The following is a 17,218-nucleotide window of genomic DNA, read 5'->3' on the forward strand; positions in this document are numbered from 1 at the left end:
ATATTCTATCTTAAAGCATTGCTTAAAAAGGTATCCAGATCCTCCAATGAAATATCTTTCTTTATAATTTTACCTGAAGAGTCTAACAGAAAATTAGTAGGAAATGTATTAATATTATAATACTTGGATTTTTCTCCGTTTTCATCTAAATAATGTACCCAGCTTAATTCTTTTTCTTTAATAATTTTCTTCCAGTTTCCTATATCTTTTGTACGGTCTGTAGAGATATTTATTATTTCAAAACCTTTATCCTTATACTTCGAGTATATTTCTCTGTACTTTGGCATCTGTTCAATACAAGGTCCACAATGAGAAAACCAAAAATCAATAATAGTGTACGACTTTCCTAAAGAAGATTGTACTTTTTTACCTTTTAAAATAAGCTCTGGAAATAGATTACCTTCTACTATTTTGCTTCCTTTTTTAAGTTCTTCACTAAAAATAAGTCCAACAGAAGATGTTCTTACTGAAGAATCTAAATTATTGAAAGCCTGAAAATAGGTTTGCTTGAACCCTTTAGCCTCAAATTTTTGGACTAATTTCCAAAATAATACATAAGATCGAGGTGTTTTTTTTGAAAGATTTAATAATAAATTTTCTTCATAGTTGTCTAATTCTGTATACAGCTTTTGTAAACTATCTTTTGTTTTCTGTTCAACCTTAAAATTCTTATTTTTATAAATGTCGCCCTCAATTTGATATAAATGTTTCTTTTGGGAAGAATAGGATTCCATGTCCGCCTTAAATCTATTTATGTCTTTATACAAGCTGTTCTTTTCACTAAATGTTATTTTACCATCTTCAGAATTAAAATTGATTTTGCTGGTTCCCTGCGAAATATAAAAGATCTCAGATGTCTTATAAACTTTATGTTTTTCAGTTTCCAGCAAAAAGTAAAAAGGTCTGGGAATATCATCTATAAATCCTGTGATATTAAAAACATATTGATTGTTTTTTATTGATGAAGAATCCCCGCGAAAATTTTGATAATATTTTTCACTGCATAAACCCACCAGCCGTAATGTCTTTTGATATTTATTTTGAAGATCTTCTCCAATGATGATAGTTTCTTTTCCCTGAGAAAAAAGTTTCATAGAAAAGACAAAATATGTTAATAAAAAAATATGACGTTTCATCTGGAATTGTATCTAAATTATAATGAGAGAAAGGCTATTGTATCACAGCCTTTCTCAAAGATTTTGTTTGGGAATCTTCTAGCAAGATCTCAGCTCGTAACCAACATCACATGCTCCTGGACCACCACATGGCCCACAAGATCCTGTTTGTGTATTACAACATCTGAAAGTATCTCCAGATCCCCCACCTAAACCTGCTCTTGGACCTCCATTAATGATTTGACCACCACTCAAGTTTTTAAGTTCATTTCTCGAAAGTTTTTTTAAATTCTTCATTTGATAATTTTTTGTTTTGTGCCACTGTTGACATTTCAAAACTAAAAATTGATATATCACTTCACGATGATATGTATTGCGTATTTATTGTAATTTTAACTGTAAATATGTATGATTCAAACCTTTGGTAATTTGAATAAAAAGACCATTAATGATTTTAACAGTCTTTTTTGGATTGCTTAAAAATATTCCGAAAGTAAAATTTTAATAAACTTGATTTTAACCAAAAAATAAATGAACCTCAATATTTAATCGGTTGTAAAAACATTATAGAACTTATTTTTACTTTATCCATTTACCTTGAATCTGTACATTACTGTACATTGTAAAAAGTCCACCATTACATGTACACGTTTTAACATAAAAGTGTACACAAGAAAAAGCAGTAAAAAAGATGAATAACCGCTTATTTTTTTGAAAAGCACAAAAAAAGCATCCCGGAAGATGCTTTTTTTTTATGAATTGAATTGTTGTCGTAGAAACTCTACTGATCTCTTGAGTACCAGTTCAGGAACTTCTTTATGAGGTGTATGCCCAATCTCCGGGATAATATAGTGTTCTGAAATTCCACTTACCTGAGCTAATGTTTTTTCAAGCTGGTCTAAAGTTCCGTATTCATCGTTTTCTCCCTGTATAAATAGCAAAGGGCAAGTTATATCTTTCAAAAGGTATTCTATATTCCAGTTTTTAAACTTCTCACTCAACCAGATTTCCGTCCAGGCCCTGAATAGCATTGGCACTTTATCACCATGATATTTCTGAAGCCGTTCTCCAAGGTTCGTGGTATTGTAGGCTTCCAATGCATCCTGAACTCCCTTTACCGTAATATCTTCTACCAAAATATGTCCTGCTTCACAAATGACCGCTTGTATTTTTTTCGGATATTTTGATGCGGTAATTAATGCGATTGTACCACCATCACTGTGTCCAAATAATACAGCATTTTGTACATTCAGTGTACATAAGAGTTCATGAAGCAGATCGGCTTCCAGCTCCATATAATTCATGGCTCTTTCATGGGTTGTCATCATGCCAGACTTTCCATAGCCCAGCCGGTCATAGACCAGAACATTACAGGCTAAGGCAGCACTTAATTTTGCCGGAAAATCTCTCCAAAGCTGGATACATCCTAGTGAATCATGTAAAAAAACGATGGTAGGTTTGTTTTCGAATGTGTTTTCGTACTCTATATAAAGCTTGTTTCCTTTTACATCAATACTCCTTCCTTCCATACATTCAAAAATTTTTATAAGCGTGGATTTTTTATTTCTTCAAATTCCTGCAAAAGATTTTTAAAAACTGTTTCTACGGGAAGGATTTCATCAATCAATGCTGAAACCTGACCAATTTCCAGCTCACCATCCTCCATATCTCCCTCAAACATACCGCGTTTAGCCCTTGCACGTCCTAAAGAAGCTACTAAAGCCTCTGCATTTCGTCCTGTCTGGTAGATATCTTCCAGTTCATTGAAAAACTTATTTTTCACCATTCTTACCGGTGCTAATTCTTTTAGCGTAAGATGGGTATCTCCTTCGTGAAGTTCTGTAATTTTCTTTTTCCAGTTTTCATGAGCGCTTGCTTCAACCGTTGCAGCAAAGCGTGATCCGATCTGCACCCCATCTGCTCCTAAAATCATAGCTGCTTTCATTTGAGAACCTAAAGCGATTCCTCCGGCAGCAATCAAAGGTTTGGATATATGTTTCTTTACATTAGGAATTAAGCAGAAAGTCGTTGTTTCATCCCTTCCGTTATGTCCTCCGGCTTCGAAGCCTTCTGCTATAATAGCATCTACTCCGGCATCTTCACATTTTACTGCAAATTTGGTAGAGGAAACAACATGGGCTACCTTTAATCCTTCTTTCTGAAGGGTTTCAGTATAGGTTTTCGGATTTCCGGCGGACGTAAAAACAATTTTAACGCCTTCTTCCAATATAATCTGGATAATTTCGTCGATATTAGGGTACAGCATAGGAACATTTACCCCAAAAGGCTTGTCTGTAGCCTGTTTGCACTTCTGAATATTCTCTCTTAAAATATCCGGATACATGCTTCCTGCACCAATTAATCCTAATCCTCCGCAGTTAGAAACCGCCGAAGCCAGTCTCCATCCGGAATGCCAGATCATTCCTGCCTGGATGATTGGATATTGTACGTTAAAAAGTTGTGTAATTTTATTGTGCTCTGTCTGCATTTCGTGAAGTTTTTTTGCCGAATTGAAATCTATAAAATTGCTCATGTTGTAAAAATACTAAAAACAACGGTTATCAGACATTTCTATCGATTAAAAAAACTAAATATTACCGGATTTTATACTGATCTAAAACAGTATCAATGATAGGGCTTATCTCCAGAAAACTTTGAATCAGCCTGCATACTTCCTTTTGAATATCTTCAGAGGTAAGCGGTATCCATCCCTGCATAAGTGTAAGCGGGCCATATTGTATATCTGCATTGGGCCAGTCTTTCTTGTGTTTCAAAAATTGATCTCTGAAATTCTGTGCAAAATGTCTGCTGGATATGGCATAGCCTTTCAATTCCCTTAGTTTGAGGGCATGGATATTATAATACATTTTTCCTTCACTTATCGTCTTATCATGTACCCATATTGAAAAAAAAATCCTGCTTACGGCATCTAATGGTGATTGTGGATCTCCGGACCATTCAGGTTTATAAATTTTAAGGGCAGCGGATTCCATAACGATATCTACAGACACTTTCAATCCTTCCCTATCATATTGTTCTTTAGGAATTTTTTCTGCTGCTGACCGAAACGCTGTAAGATACAATTCGTAATCCATTTACTCAATTTTTGTAAAGGTATTAAAAAGACGTGAATTTGGATTGAGGGAATTTATTAAGAGAGCTTGAAGCCACTATTGAAAAGTTAATTTATAGTGTGTGCCTTGAAGCATACAAAAAGCCTTCAGAAAATCTGAAGGCTTTTTGTTTACTTTTTGATTGAATCTTTTTTCCAGTTTGCTTTGAAATTACAAGAATCATAACGTCCGTTTATAGATATGAAGGTTGTCCCTAGTTTTGAGTTGACAAACTTCTCTACCATTTCATTTCGCTTTTTATTAAGCGCCATCTGCTTTATTCTGTTATAATCCGTTTCCATTGTTATCTGGTGAGCCGGAATCACATCTTCAATTTTAATGATTTTAGCAACTTTTCTTTTGTTTTCGTCATCCTCAAAAGCTGTTGTCATATCTCCTTTATTCAATCCTGCCAATTCATAGCTTATTGTTCCAGGGATACTTTCTCTTTCAAGTTTATCGGAACCGTCAGCACCTGAAATAATTCCTGCATTGAACTTGGTTCGCTTGTCATCAGAAAATTTGAATGCTGCATCCTTAAACGTTATTTTCCCGTCAATGATCAAACCTCTGATACTGTCTAATTTAGCTTTAGCAGTTTTCAATTCATCATCTGTAGGAGTTGCTTTCAGAAGGATGTGTCTTGCATCGTATACTTTACCCGATTTTTTAATCAACTGGATAATATGGTATCCGAATTCAGATTCGATAGGGTCTGATATTTCTCCTTCCTGAAGGTTTAAAGCAGCAGCTTCAAACGGCTTCACCATCTGACCTTTATAGATATTCTTGTAGAGTCCACCGTTGGCTGCAGAACCTTCATCTTCAGAATAGATTCTTGCCTGGCTTTCAAAGGTTTCTCCTCCCTGAACATCTTTCTTGATCTTATTCAATTTGTTGATCAATTCCTGCTTGTGGGCTTCCGTTAATTTAGGATACATCATAATCTGTCCTAAAGAAATCTCGTCCTTCACTTGTGGAAGCTGCATTTTATACAAATTATAAAAATCCGTTACCTCATTCGGCGTTACGTCGGCTTTATCAGTAATTCTCTGATATTTTGCCTGTCCGTAATAAGTATCGGTATCTATCTTTTCGATAGCATTTTTCATTTCGTACCCATTTCTGAACTTGTAAGCAAGTAACATCGCTTTCTCGTCCGGGAACTGAGAAAGAAGCTGACGGTATTTTGCATTAGCCTGCTCTTTAATAGAAGCAGAACGGTTTTCAATTAATGTATCTTTTTTAGCTTCGTAAACAAGAAATTTATTGTTGATAAGGTTTTCCAGGAACTCACATTTGTCTGTGTTGGTAGCTCCCTGCTGTTTCCCGTAATTCATTTGCTCATCTACATCAGACTCCAAAACAATTTCATCTCCGATAACAGCAGCAATACCATCCACCAAATCTCCTTGTTTTAGCTGGGCATTCATCATGTTTGAAGAGAATATCATTATGAAAATCCCAAGAAGAAAAGTGATTTTTAGTTTATTTGTCATTTTACTATTTTAAACAAGTTGCAAATTTAGAATTCTTAATGAATTTCCCTAAATTTTTTATTATAAATATTTCTTAAAAAGACTTATTTATTGCAGTTCCACATCGAATGTGGTCAATTCTTTAAATTGTCTCAATCTTTCGAACATATCTGATTCGCTAACTTCCTGAATTCTTTCAGTCCCGAATTTCTCAACAGTGAAAGAAGCCATCGCAGATCCTACGATCAAAGCAGACTTCATGGTTTCGAAATCGATCTTTTCTTTTTTAGCAAGATAAGCAGCGAAACCTCCTGCAAAAGTATCTCCAGCACCCGTCGGGTCAAAAACTTCTTCCAATGGAAGCGCCGGGATCGCGAATACTTTATTGTCATGGAACAGTAAAGCTCCGTGTTCTCCTTTTTTGATGATCACATAATCAGGACCCATCGTATGAATTTTTTTTGCTGCTTTTACTAAAGAATATTCTCCGGAAAGCTGTCTTGCTTCTTCATCGTTGATCGTAATCACGTCCGTTTTAGCAATCATGTCCATTAAAATATCCCAAGCACTGTCCATCCAGAAATTCATTGTATCAAGAATTACCAGTTTAGGACGAACATTCATTTTTTCAAGAACAGATAACTGAACACCCGGGTGTAGGTTACCCAATAATAAAATCTCTGAATCCTGCATAGAATCTGGAATTTTCGGATCGAAATTTTCCAAAACATTCACTTCAGTAGCCAGCGTATCTCTTGTATTCAAGTCATTATGATATTTTCCGGACCAGAAGAATGTCTTACCTTCTTTTACGATTTCAATTCCTTCAATATTTACCTCTCTGTCGGTAAACATATCAAGATGTTCTTGCGGAAAATCTCCTCCTACTACAGAAACGATACCGGATTTAACACCCAAAATAGATGACGTGATGCCAATATATGTGGCAGCACCTCCCAAAATTTTATCTGTTTTACCAAACGGCGTCTCGATTGCGTCAAATGCAACACTTCCTACAACTAAAAGTTTCATATATTTTTCAATGTATTTTAAAAGTAATTTATTTTTTCCATTCGAAAGTATCCAGCATGTGTTTCATATCATTTTTGATATAGTCTATTGCCGGGGCCAAAGAATCGGGTTTTGGCCTTGTATTAAAGTATAAATAAGCAGTTACGAAATGTTTCGTACTGTCTGTAACGTAAAATTGAAGATTGGAAGCGCTCTGTCCTTTGAGTTCGTAGAAGTTCCCATATACCTTTTTTTCAGGGTATTCAAAGGATTTCGTGTCTATGGAGCTGGCTTTTACAGTGTGCTCGTACACCATTTTTTCTGCTTCTCTGATATGATCGGCAAAGTCATTCTGTATAGGATAATATGTAACGAAGACCTTTGCTTTCATCTTAGGATAGTTCATATAGTACCAGCAAGGCTTTTTAGCATCGGTAATAAGCGCAAAGCCAGAATACTCAAAACTGTATCCACAATTAGATTCGAACTTTTGATATTTAGGGGTCGGATATTCCAGACGAAGCTCCCCATAAGGCTTGGGAGCAGGGTCTTTCCCGCATGAAATTAAAAGCAGTGATACGAAAATAAAAATGACGTTTTTAATCATTTTGCAAAAGTACAAATTAGATTTCAGATTTCGGAAGACAAATTTCAGTCTTTCAACGAGTTTTGGACATAGTTTTCCAAAGGTTTGGGAAAAGATTTATGATGGAAGCCTTCCAGGTCGGTAATGAGGTATTCATTTTGAGCTATAAAATCATTCCATACCATCTCTGAAACTACCTCAACATCATAAATTTCAATACTCACATTCTTATGGGTAAGTTTATGGCTGATTGTTTTTGAGCTTTTTATAAAGGGTTCCAGTTCTGCAGAAATGGCAGGTAAAAATTCAAATAATTTTTTCCAGATGAAGTCGTCTTTTCTCTGCTGTATCAGAAACTGACCGTTCCGATGGACAAAATAATAGGTCAGATCAAGGTTTTCAGTCTTCACTTTCTTTGTTTTTACTGGAAATTCTGAGATTTTATCTAAAGAAAATGCTAAGCAGTCTTTGCTGAGCGGACATACTCCGCACAGAGGATTTTTAGGTTTACAGATTTCAGAGCCCAGATCCATCATCGCCTGGTTAAAATCCCCGACATTTTCCGGCATTACCAGATTTGCCAGTTCAGAGAAATAAACAAATGCCCTGGAATTGGAGATATCAAAATCATCTGCAAAAACACGGCTTAATACTCTGTAAAAGTTTCCGTCCACAGCCGGCATTTTTCCTCCAAAACAGATACTTGAAACGGCTGCTGCCGTATATTTACCAACACCTTTTAGCTTTAGGATTTCATTATAATCAGAGGGAAAAGTACCTTGATACTCATTTATGATCTGGCGGGCCGCTTTATGGATATTGATAGCCCGGGAATAGTACCCTAACCCTTTCCAATACAGCAAAACCTCATCTTCTTCAGCAGCTGCCAAAGTTTGTACATCTGGAAATCTTTTGATAAAATTATTGTAATGATTCAATCCCTGATTAATTCTCGTCTGCTGAAATACAATTTCGCAGATCCAAATTTTATAAGGATCTTTCGTCTGTCTGAAAGGCAGATCTCTTGCATTTTCCTTATACCAGTCCAGAAGCTTGTTCCCTACTTGAAGAAAAGCTGCATCTCTATTATTCTTTTCCAAAAACCTTAGCCTGTTTTAAATATTTAAAAGAATTCCCTCCGGCTATTATTTTCTGAATCCACCGGGGTTATTCTATGATGCAAAGATAAGCTTATTTATCTTTTTGTACGGAATACACAGGCGCAGTCTTCAGCCACTGATAATTAATTTTTCTCTCTTTAGCAATAAAACGATAACCATCAAGCTTTTTCAGGTAGACATATATGGGGCCTTCTTTCAATTTTAACCGTTGATTGGAAAGAAACTGAAACGGATAATCCAATACGGTATCCCGTACGGTTTTCATCATCTCTCCAGAGCTTACTTTATAGATGTAAAATGGTCTTCCATGACCAACTGAGCTGTCAGCAAGCTTTACTGCAGAACTTGTAATGACCATTTCGCTGCCATCAAAGCATTCTTCTGCATTCATGATGTAAGCTTTTCCTTCTTTGCGTTCCTTTGCAAACAGGTCTACTTCATAATGATCGGGTCTCTCATATTCCTTTTTACAGCCTGTCATTAGAAAAAGTAAAAGTATGGGTACAGCACAGGCAAGTCTTTTTTTAATCACATTAGTTTTCATATAATTTGGTAGAAAAAAACCGATGTATGATGCATCGGTTTTTATTTTTAATTGGGTGTGTATTAATCCTGAATGTACTCTGCATCCCATTCGTTACCATCATCTCCTTTGTGCCCGTCAAGTTTAATAACGAAACTCTTTGTAGGGAAATAAGGGGTTAAACGGATATCCAGCCATACTCTGTCTTTGTTTACTTTGTCCTGCTCAAAACGAACGATCTTGAATTTTTCGATCAGTTTGTCTGCTCCTTTGATACCATCCAGGAATGTTACAATCTGTCTTCTTAAATCGTCTTCATTTTTTGCATTCCAGTTTTCGAAAGCTCTTCTGTTTAGGAAATCTAATAAAACTTTTGTTACATAGTCAAATACACGAACTACAGAATAAGTCTGAAGACCAATGTTATCTCCTGTAAATAATGTTTTGGCTGAGAACGCCATAATTTTACCATATTCATTAACCATCGGTACAAGTCCCATTTTTTCCAACTGAGAAATCTCGCTTTTCTTCAATTCGAATTTTACGGCATCTACTTCATTGATGTTTCCGTGCTTTTTACCTGCAGCTACCTGAGACATCAATGTTTTGTGGATTTTTCCGGCTAATGAAGTGGAAGGCGGAAGTTCTACATTCTCCTCTTCTCCTACTTCTTCAGCTCTTCCGCGGCCTACCAACCAGTTACATGTCATGATCACATTACTTCTGTGAAGTTCTCCACCTGTAAGGTTTGCAGAATGGAATAAATCTACGACATCATCCGGTTTATCCAGATTCGCGAAATCCGTCACCATCATGACTTTATTTTCATTACAGATCTTCGCCCATTTTTCAATGACTTTATTGGAGCCTAAGTATCCGGGAATGGCAAGGATTGAATAGTTGTCTCTAAGGTCTAAACGATCGTAATAGCTTTTGAATTCTTCTGCGATCGCATCGATAAAAATAGGGTTATCCAAATCTGAAACCTGTTCCAGACTTGCATTGACAATGCTTACATTGTCTACTTTATCCAATTCTGTATTTTTGTAGAACTGCGCTACTGTTCTGTAGCTTGTTTCCAGCTGGCGAACTGAATCCAGCGTATTTTTTAGATTTGTTTTTAAATTCTGGTCAGCCTGCTGTGCTTTATTTTTGCAGGTATCGGCCATTTTATCTGCAGATTCACCACCTTCTAAAAGATTCATCCAAAGATTGATCTTTTGAAGAAGTTCTTTTCTTTCATCTGTTTTATTGCTGTCGGTAAGGAAGATTTCTTTCCTAGCCTTTCTTGTAGGGTTCATATTGGCGATGCCATCTACAACAGATTCAACAAATCCGAAACCTCCAATTTTATTGAGTTCGGCAAGAGGATTCCCTTTCGGTTGTCCTGAATGTTGCTGGCTTTCAGCCGCCTGTAATTTGCTATCCATGATTTAGTGTAATGTCTTTAAATTATTTTTCAAGTTCCTGGGCCACATCTTTCAATACTTCGATAAAAGCAGCTCTTGTCTGCTCATTCTCCAGCATATTACGCAGAATTTTATTTGTTTTCAGCTGGCGTACAATCTTGTTATATTGTTCCTGCTCTACGCTGAGTTGCTGCAAATAATTTGATTTCTGAGTAAGATTTTTTGGAGTGAAATCCGCAAGATTTTGAAAACGGAATTCTTCTTCCACTACACTGCCGTCTTCCGTTTCGTGCTGTACTGCAACAGAAGGCTGGAAATGTTTGAAGACGTCGTCCACAGTCTTTAATCCTGTTACAATTTCAGGGCTATACGTTTCGTCAGTAGTAAGCTGACTCACTATCAGTGACTTGTTCTCCTGTATTTCCTGAATAGCTTCATTAGCGTCTACTTTTACCTCGTTGCCGCCAACACCATAATTAAACATTGCCATATTATTATTATTTTGAGATTTTTGATTTTGGTTAATATCTGTACCTGAGTAATTTGCAGATGAATCAAACAAATTACCAATCCAGTGTTTAAATTTAAAAAAAAACTGTAACATACAAAATTTTGTCAAGATTTTTCTTGTACTATTTAATTTTCCTTACAAAAAACAGGTTTACATTACTATTTTATGATATCACTAAACTATGAAAAATAAATAACAAAAACGCATCATTTCTGATGCGTTTTCTTTTCTAACAATTTTTGGTTATGTTACCAAATTTTTATTCTGTCCTGAGGCGCTTTGTACATTTTGTCCCCAGGTTTTATATCAAATGCTTTGATGAAAGAATCCTGGTTTACCAAAGGGCCGAACGCTCTAAAGTATCCCGGAGAGTGAGGATCTGTCTTCACCTGATTCACCATATACTGGTCTGTTGCTTTTGTTCTCCACACGGTTGCCCAGCTCATAAAAAACCGCTGATCTTGTGTAAATCCGCTGATCAATCCCGGATTTCCATGGTCTTTAAGATACATCTGAAGAGCATCATATGCTACGGCTACCCCTCCAAGGTCACCAATATTTTCTCCACTTGTAAATTTACCGTTTACAAAACTTCCTTTTACAGGCTCGTAGGCATTATACTGAGCCGCCAGTTGTCCTACTTTTGCGTCAAAGTTCTTACGGTCCGCATCTGTCCACCAGTTGTTCAGATTTCCGTCACCGTCGAAACGGGAACCGCTGTCATCGAAACCGTGAGAAATCTCATGCCCGATTACGGCTCCAATTCCTCCAAAATTAACTGCTGCATCTGCTAATGGATTATAGAAAGGCGGCTGAAGGATGGCTGCAGGAAATACAATTTCATTATTGGAACCGCTATAATACGCATTAACTGTTTGTGGAGTCATTCCCCATTCTGATTTATCAACAGGTTTCCCCACTTTATCTAAGCTTCTCTGATACTGCCATGCGGCTACATTCTGCAGATTGGAGTATAAAGTAGCGCCTTTAGCAGGGGCTTCTACTTTTAGCTGTGAGTAGTCTTTCCACTGATCAGGATAGGCTATTTTTACTGTGAATTTGGACAGTTTTTCCTGTGCTTTTACTTTGGTTGCTGCAGACATCCAATCCATGTCATTGATATGGGTTTTGAATGATTTCAGGATATAATCAATATACGTTTCCATCTGCTGTTTTGCTTCCGGAGTGAAGTACTTTTCTACGTATAATTTCCCGAAGGCTTCCCCAAGAACACTGTTAACAAGAGTTAAACCTCTCTTATCCATCGGACGTTGTTCTTTTTGGCCCTGAAGATATTTTGAATAGAAATCAAAACGGATCTGTTCCAGACTGGCATCCAGGTTACTGGCATTACCATTGATAATATGATATTTTAAATAGTCTTTTAATAACAATAGGTTCTTTTGAGTAAGAAATTGATCCATATTCTGATAGTATTTCAGCTCTCCTATGATTACTTTATCCGTTTTCACACCGGCGTCTGAAAGATAGCCTGCAAGGTTTACATTCTTAACCAAACCGGATAGTTCGGATACATTTTTAGGGTTGTATCTCAGGTTAGCATCTCTGTTTTGTTCAAGCGTTAGAAGATAGTTGGCCAGCTGTTTTTCAAAAGCCACTACATTTTGTGCAGCTTCTGTAGAGTTTTTATATCCTAAAACGCCAAATAACTTACCTACATACAATTGATATTCAGCTAATGTTTTGGTATTGGCTTCGCTTACTTTCTGATAGTAATCTCTTCCCAGTCCAAGGTCCGGACCGCCAAGGTATACGGCATTCATTTTAGAATCTTTCATATCGGCGCTTACTCTCCATCCATAGAAAGAATTATCTCCAAGTCTTGTGGCATCCAGCAGGTATTTCTGAAGGTCATTCAGGTTTTTAATGGCATCTACTTTAGCCAGATCTCCTTTAATCGGAGCCAGACCATCAACGTTTCTTTTGTTTACATCCATAAAAGATGCATACAGGTTCTGAATTTTTTGTCCTTCGGAGCCGTCGGTATATTTTTCAGATAAAATTTTATTTAAGATATCCAGGGAGGCATCATCCACATTTTCTCTCAATGCATTGAAAGATCCCCAGCTTGCTTTATCGGAAGGAATCTGAGTGGTTTTCACCCAATTCCCGTTCACGTAACTAAAAAAATCATCTTGCGGACGAATGGTTTTATCCATGTAGGATATATTGATCCCTTCTTCTTTCACTTGTTTTGCAGAGGATTTATCTACCATAATTTCAGGTTTTTTTTCAGTGGTTGCAGTATTCTTTGCACTGCCGCATGATTGTAAAAACACGATCCCCGAAAGGGCGAGTATCCCGATAGTCAGCTTTTTCATTAAGATAATTTTTTTGATTGTACACAAACTTATCAAATATACAAATTAATGTTTATCATTATTTAGTTTATTTCAAGATCATATTTTACATTTAACTTTATGATTATCAAAAAATTAAACCTGAATAACTATTCTTATTCAGGTTTAATAAACTCAATATAATATACTTTAGATTAAACGTACTTCACCTTTTACACTAATTACATCTCCACTTTCATAGCTCCCTCCTTGTATATTAATAAAGCCATCAGAATTAACAATAGATTCCAATCCTCCGGTAACAGATATTCCACTGTTTCCAAATTCATAGAATACATTTCCTATAAAAAACCCTTTATAATACTTTACCACTGAATCTACATATACTTCTAAATTGACATATACAATCTGAGTCCAAGTATGCCTAATTTTAGTTTTAAGATATACTAAATTAGCTAATGACGAGTCTACTTCAAATCCAGAGGTACCATCATATCCGCGGGTATATTGTCCTGAGTAGTTTCCAGGAATTAAACCTTTTGCATTTTGGATATTTGCTAAATAGGTTGGGAATTTTGCTTTACCTTCTATATTGTAATTAGCCCCAAAATCATTTAATAAAAGATTATTTATGGAACTTCCATAGCTTGTATTCAAGCCAATTTCTACTCCATAGCCATAATCATTTTCAATATTTTCGAATAATTGATTATAACCTAACATATGAACAAAAGTATTGTTTGGAAGTAAGTGAATATTATTTATAGGTAAACCAACATAGCTTATAAGTTTAGAAACCGGTCTACTTAGAAAATTAATATAATTATTATCTATAGTAAAATTATCAATATAACTTTTAAATTCAAATGCTTTTTCAAAACCTTCTATGTATGAATTAACAATTGAGCAGTTATTAACTTCAGAATTAAACTGAATACCTGTTGTAACTCCTTCTATAGAAATTGCATCAAAATGACAGGCTCTCATAGGTCCATCAAACTTATATCCAACTAATGAATTTGCTGCAACTAAAGCCCTAAAAACATTTAAATTCATTTCTCCCGAAAAAATAAATCTCTCCCCCAACCTAGAATCACCTATATGACTAGTTCTCAAATCATTAAATACGGTATAATAATTATTTACCGATTCTAATAATGTCGAAAACTGGAAAGAAGAGATATTAGATATTTCACAGCCCTGATGCCAATCTTTAATCACTAATGCAGGCGAGGTCACATTAACTAAGGTTGTTTCAAAAGAAAAATTTCCGAATTTAATTCCTACTGAATATCTATAATCCGGTGCAGTTCCTATTGCACTCACTAACTTTCCAAAACTATCATAGTAGCCTGATTCAAAAACTGTTATGTCAGAATTTATTAAAAACACAGATTCGTTAAAATCATATGTTTTCGAAAGCATACTATAAGTATGGTTCTGAGGAATATAGATCGTTTTAGTAACCAGATAAGTACCTTTACCTGCAGTTACTGATAATTTAAATTGATCTGCCGAAATAAAAGCCTGCTGAATTGCATCTGAGCAATCTGTGATACCATCCGGTAGTGCCCCAAACCATCTTATATCTACCCTACTGTCTTCCAAAACTCTTCTGTAGTAGACACTTCCTACCTTTTTATAAAGAATGTCATCACAATATGCATCCGTAATAGCATCGCCATTATAGGTTTTATCCGTTTCTATAAAAGTTGTCCACTCACCTGTGTAAGGATCATTAATTTCAATTGTATTCATTTTTGTTAAATTTTAAATATTAGTAACATTAAATATATTCTTGCAAGAACTTTCTGAAATCAAAGATATAGGAGTGTAGCGACAGAACACGTCGTGTAATAAACTATATGGATACAACCATTTTCTAAAACAAAAAAAACCGCTCATTGCTGAACGGTTTTACTATTTTTTGGTAATTATTACCAGATTTTAATTCTTTCTTCCGGTTTTTTGTATAATTTATCTCCGGCTTTCACATCGAATGCTTTGTAGAATGCATCAACGTTAATAAGCGGTCCGAAACTTCTGAAATATCCAGGAGAGTGCGGATCTGTTTTTACTTGGTTTACCATGTATTTCTCACTTGATAACGTTCTCCAAACGGTTGCCCAGCTTAAGAAGAATCTTTGATCCTGAGTAAATCCACTGATTTTCCCAGGGTTTCCTTTATCTTTCAGATACATTTGAAGGGCATCGTAAGCAATGTTTACTCCACCTAAGTCTGCAATATTTTCTCCGTTTGTGAAAGTTCCGTTAACGAAAGTTCCTTTTACAGGCTCATATTTGTCATATTGTGAAGCAAGCGCTTTTGTTGCTTTTTCGAAGTTTGCTTTATCTTCAGGAGTCCACCAGTCTACCAGGTTTCCATCAGCATCAAACTGTGCACCTGAATCATCAAATCCGTGGCTCATTTCGTGTCCGATTACAGCACCGATTCCACCAAAATTAACCGCAGCATCAGCATTCGGGTTAAAGAATGGCGGCTGAAGGATAGCAGCAGGGAATACAATTTCGTTGTTTACCGGGTTATAGTAAGCATTTACAGTTTGAGGAGTCATTCCCCATTCTGATTTGTCAACCGGTTTTCCGATTTTAGCAAGGTCTTTGTTGTACTGCCATTGACTAATATCCTGAAGGTTTTTGTACAACGTTCCTCCTTTAGATTCAGGAACGATATCTAATTTAGAATAATCTTTCCATTTGTCCGGATAAGCAACTTTTACCGTGAACTTGTTCAGTTTGTTCATTGCTTTTTCCTTTGTTGTAGAAGACATCCACGCTAAGTTATTGATGTGAACTGCAAAACTTTTCTTTAAGTAGTCGATTAATTCAACCATCTGAGCTTTTGCTTCAGCCGGGAAATATTTTTCAACATATAATTTACCGAAAGCTTCACCCAAAGTACTATTGATTACTTCAAATCCTCTTTTATTAAGTGCTCTCTGCTCTTGCTGACCTCTCAGGTATTTGCCATAGAAAGCAAATTTCATGTCTCCTAATTTTTCACTCAAGTAAGAAGCACTTCCGTGAATCATGTGAAATTTCAGATAGTCTTTAATTACAGGAAGATTCTGAGCGCTTACCAACTTATCAAAGTTTTTGTAGTATCCAAGTTCCCCGATAATTACTTTATCTGTGCTTACGCCTACTTTTTTCAAATACGCAGGAATATCAACCCCTTTTACCAAAGCAGAAAGTTCTGTCATTGTTTTTGGGTTGTATTGAAGGGTATTATCACGGCTCTGCTCATTCGTCAGATAGGTTTGAGCAATGCTTTTTTCGTAATTAACGATATTTTTTGCTGCTTCATCAGCATTTTTATATCCTATTTCTTTCAACATAGAAGCTACATATTTCTGATATTCAGCAAGAGCTTCTGTGTTTTTTTCGTTTACTTTCTGGTAGTAGTCTCTTCCTAACCCTAATGAAGCATTCCCTAAGTAAACGGCATTCATTTTAGAATCTTTAAGATCCGCATCTACACCCCATCCATATAAAATATTTTCTCCATCTTTCGTTACTGAAGTAAGATAGTTCTGAAGGTCAGCAAGATTTTTGATGGCATCAATTTTATTCAGGTTGTCCTGAATAGGCTTAATTCCGTCTGCATTTCTCTTCTGCATATTCATATAGTTCGCATACAGATCCTGGATCTTTTTCCCTTCGCTTCCGTCAGCAAATTTATCTTTCAAAAGAGAGTTCAGGATTGTCATTGAATGGTTGTCTGTATCGTCAGCCAATTTATTGAAACTTCCCCAAGTTGGTTTATCGGAAGGGATTTTGGCAGTTTTCATCCATGTTCCACTCACGTAATTATAAAAATCATCCTGCGGGCGAACAGAGGTATCCATCAGGCTAAGGTCTAAACCTTTATCTGAGGCATTTACTGCTGTTTTAGTTACTTTAGACTGAGCACTCACTGTATTTAGTGAGCAAACTCCAGCTAGTAAAAACAAAGAAAGCGTTAGTTTTTTCATTATGATAACAATTTATACAATATGTATATTCTTTT

At 35.9% G+C, this 17,218-nt stretch carries 15 protein-coding genes; all 15 read right to left on the bottom strand.

The window, feature by feature from the left end; translation table 11 throughout:
• Positions 1-5: 5 nt before the first annotated feature.
• Positions 6-1,094, bottom strand: a complete 1,089-nt coding sequence (locus SB679_RS16160; protein ID WP_410703315.1) for a peroxiredoxin family protein — start codon at positions 1,092-1,094, stop codon at positions 6-8.
• Positions 1,095-1,214: 120 nt separating this feature from the next.
• Positions 1,215-1,412 (bottom strand): bacteriocin-like protein, encoded by a 198-nt coding sequence (locus SB679_RS16165; protein ID WP_410703316.1) that lies wholly within the window; start codon positions 1,410-1,412, stop codon positions 1,215-1,217.
• 455 nt (positions 1,413-1,867) lie between these two features.
• Positions 1,868-2,644 carry an alpha/beta fold hydrolase gene (locus SB679_RS16170; RefSeq protein ID WP_410703317.1) on the bottom strand — a complete coding sequence of 259 codons (777 nt, stop codon included), beginning with the start codon at positions 2,642-2,644 and terminating at the stop codon, positions 1,868-1,870.
• A gap of 14 nt (positions 2,645-2,658) precedes the next feature.
• Positions 2,659-3,603 carry an NAD(P)H-dependent flavin oxidoreductase gene (locus SB679_RS16175; protein WP_410703318.1) on the bottom strand — a complete coding sequence of 315 codons (945 nt, stop codon included), beginning with the start codon at positions 3,601-3,603 and terminating at the stop codon, positions 2,659-2,661.
• 106 nt (positions 3,604-3,709) lie between these two features.
• Entirely contained in the window at positions 3,710-4,210 is a 501-nt protein-coding gene (locus SB679_RS16180; protein ID WP_410703319.1) for a hypothetical protein, read from the bottom strand.
• A gap of 149 nt (positions 4,211-4,359) precedes the next feature.
• Positions 4,360-5,727, bottom strand: a complete 1,368-nt coding sequence (locus SB679_RS16185) for a peptidylprolyl isomerase (RefSeq protein WP_410703320.1) — start codon at positions 5,725-5,727, stop codon at positions 4,360-4,362.
• A gap of 87 nt (positions 5,728-5,814) precedes the next feature.
• Complete coding sequence (locus SB679_RS16190; RefSeq protein ID WP_034710746.1) at positions 5,815-6,738, bottom strand: PfkB family carbohydrate kinase; 924 nt, start codon at positions 6,736-6,738, stop codon at positions 5,815-5,817.
• A 28-nt stretch (positions 6,739-6,766) separates the two neighbouring features.
• Complete coding sequence (gene gldD / locus SB679_RS16195; RefSeq protein ID WP_410703321.1) at positions 6,767-7,324, bottom strand: gliding motility lipoprotein GldD; 558 nt, start codon at positions 7,322-7,324, stop codon at positions 6,767-6,769.
• Positions 7,325-7,368: 44 nt separating this feature from the next.
• Positions 7,369-8,403, bottom strand: a complete 1,035-nt coding sequence (gene mutY / locus SB679_RS16200) for an A/G-specific adenine glycosylase (RefSeq protein WP_410703322.1) — start codon at positions 8,401-8,403, stop codon at positions 7,369-7,371.
• Positions 8,404-8,494: 91 nt separating this feature from the next.
• Positions 8,495-8,968 (bottom strand): hypothetical protein, encoded by a 474-nt coding sequence (locus tag SB679_RS16205; RefSeq protein WP_410703323.1) that lies wholly within the window; start codon positions 8,966-8,968, stop codon positions 8,495-8,497.
• A gap of 62 nt (positions 8,969-9,030) precedes the next feature.
• A complete protein-coding gene (locus SB679_RS16210; RefSeq protein WP_410703324.1) occupies positions 9,031-10,377 on the bottom strand; it encodes a DUF5458 family protein in 1,347 nt (448 codons plus the stop codon).
• Positions 10,378-10,399: 22 nt separating this feature from the next.
• Positions 10,400-10,846, bottom strand: a complete 447-nt coding sequence (locus SB679_RS16215) for a type VI secretion system contractile sheath small subunit (protein ID WP_410703325.1) — start codon at positions 10,844-10,846, stop codon at positions 10,400-10,402.
• Between the two features lie 269 nt (positions 10,847-11,115).
• Positions 11,116-13,209 (bottom strand): M13 family metallopeptidase, encoded by a 2,094-nt coding sequence (locus tag SB679_RS16220; RefSeq protein ID WP_410703326.1) that lies wholly within the window; start codon positions 13,207-13,209, stop codon positions 11,116-11,118.
• A gap of 168 nt (positions 13,210-13,377) precedes the next feature.
• Entirely contained in the window at positions 13,378-14,946 is a 1,569-nt protein-coding gene (locus SB679_RS16225; RefSeq protein ID WP_410703327.1) for a hypothetical protein, read from the bottom strand.
• Between the two features lie 179 nt (positions 14,947-15,125).
• Positions 15,126-17,183, bottom strand: coding sequence for a M13 family metallopeptidase (locus SB679_RS16230; protein WP_317741603.1), 2,058 nt, complete (start codon positions 17,181-17,183; stop codon positions 15,126-15,128).
• Positions 17,184-17,218 lie beyond the last annotated feature (35 nt).

It is taken from the genome of Chryseobacterium sp. SIMBA_029, assembly GCF_046535275.1.
Taxonomy (GTDB): domain Bacteria; phylum Bacteroidota; class Bacteroidia; order Flavobacteriales; family Weeksellaceae; genus Chryseobacterium.

Coding starts and splice junctions, on each gene's coding strand:
- SB679_RS16160 (WP_410703315.1), bottom strand. CDS start 1,094: ATGAAACTTTTTTCTCAGGGAAAAGAAACTATCATCATTGGAGAAGAT.
- SB679_RS16165 (WP_410703316.1), bottom strand. CDS start 1,412: ATGAAGAATTTAAAAAAACTTTCGAGAAATGAACTTAAAAACTTGAGT.
- SB679_RS16170 (WP_410703317.1), bottom strand. CDS start 2,644: ATGGAAGGAAGGAGTATTGATGTAAAAGGAAACAAGCTTTATATAGAG.
- SB679_RS16175 (WP_410703318.1), bottom strand. CDS start 3,603: ATGCAGACAGAGCACAATAAAATTACACAACTTTTTAACGTACAATAT.
- SB679_RS16180 (WP_410703319.1), bottom strand. CDS start 4,210: ATGGATTACGAATTGTATCTTACAGCGTTTCGGTCAGCAGCAGAAAAA.
- SB679_RS16185 (WP_410703320.1), bottom strand. CDS start 5,727: ATGACAAATAAACTAAAAATCACTTTTCTTCTTGGGATTTTCATAATG.
- SB679_RS16190 (WP_034710746.1), bottom strand. CDS start 6,738: ATGAAACTTTTAGTTGTAGGAAGTGTTGCATTTGACGCAATCGAGACG.
- gldD (WP_410703321.1), bottom strand. CDS start 7,324: ATGATTAAAAACGTCATTTTTATTTTCGTATCACTGCTTTTAATTTCA.
- SB679_RS16205 (WP_410703323.1), bottom strand. CDS start 8,968: ATGAAAACTAATGTGATTAAAAAAAGACTTGCCTGTGCTGTACCCATA.
- SB679_RS16210 (WP_410703324.1), bottom strand. CDS start 10,377: ATGGATAGCAAATTACAGGCGGCTGAAAGCCAGCAACATTCAGGACAA.
- SB679_RS16215 (WP_410703325.1), bottom strand. CDS start 10,846: ATGGCAATGTTTAATTATGGTGTTGGCGGCAACGAGGTAAAAGTAGAC.
- SB679_RS16220 (WP_410703326.1), bottom strand. CDS start 13,209: ATGAAAAAGCTGACTATCGGGATACTCGCCCTTTCGGGGATCGTGTTT.
- SB679_RS16225 (WP_410703327.1), bottom strand. CDS start 14,946: ATGAATACAATTGAAATTAATGATCCTTACACAGGTGAGTGGACAACT.
- SB679_RS16230 (WP_317741603.1), bottom strand. CDS start 17,183: ATGAAAAAACTAACGCTTTCTTTGTTTTTACTAGCTGGAGTTTGCTCA.